Source organism: Nonomuraea sp. KM88, from assembly GCF_052245635.1.
GTDB lineage: Bacteria > Actinomycetota > Actinomycetes > Streptosporangiales > Streptosporangiaceae > Nonomuraea.
Genome location: NZ_JBQQCC010000075.1, coordinates 1 through 963 on the forward strand (window position 1 = coordinate 1; position 963 = coordinate 963).

Below are 963 nucleotides of genomic sequence, written 5' to 3' on the forward strand. Positions count from 1 at the left end.
GTCGACGCCGCGCACCCACAACTCGGCCGCGCTGGACCACAACCGGCGCAGGCCGCCGTCGTCGCGGCGCAGCGTGCCGACGGACACCGCCTCGACGCCCGACTCCTCCAGCGTCTCGCGCATGCCGATCTGCAACACGGGATGCGCGCTGGCCTCCACGAAGAACCGGTGACCCGCCTCCGCCAGAGCACTCACCGCCGGAGCGAACCACACCGTCTGCCGCAAATTCTCATACCAGTACGCGGCATCGACCTCGGTTCCGGCCAACCACCCCCGCCGCACCGTCGAATACCACGCCACCCCGGCCTCACGCGGCCTCACCGGAGCCAGCAACCGCGCCAGCTCCTCCTCGATGGACGCAACGTGCGCCGAATGCGAGGCATAATCCACCTCGATCCGCTTGGCCCGCACCCCCCGCCCCTCACAATGAGCCAGCAGATCATCGATCGCATCCACATCGCCCGACACCACCGTCGAAGCAGGACCGTTCACAGCAGCAACCGACAACCGGCCATCCCAACGCTCCAGCAGCTCACCCACCTCAACCGAGCCGAGCGGCACCGACGCCATACCACCACGCCCAGCCAGAGCCACGATCGCCTGACTACGCAGCGCCACCACCCGAGCGCCGTCCTCCAACGACAACGCCCCCGCCACCACCGCAGCCGCGATCTCCCCCTGCGAGTGACCGACCACCGCCGCCGGAACCACACCGACAGACCGCCACACCTCCGCAAGCGACACCATCACCGCCCACAACACCGGCTGCACCACATCCACCCGGTCATAACCCGGCTGGCCGTCCTCACCACGCAACACACCCGTCAACGACCAACCCACAAACCGAGCCAGCACCGCCTCACACTCAGCCATCCGCGCCGCGAACACCGGCGAACACTCCAGCAACTCCACACCCATACCGAGCCACTGCGACCCCTGACCAGGGAACACGAACACCGACTT

Annotated in this window: 1 protein-coding gene; it reads right to left on the minus strand. The window is 68.0% G+C overall.

Going from position 1 to position 963, the window contains the following annotated elements; translation table 11 throughout:
• Positions 1 to 957 (minus strand): acyltransferase domain-containing protein (locus ACTWPV_RS49720; RefSeq protein ID WP_443157230.1); only part of this gene is annotated, 957 nt, incomplete at its 3' end.
• Between the last annotated feature and the right edge of the window lie 6 nt (positions 958 to 963).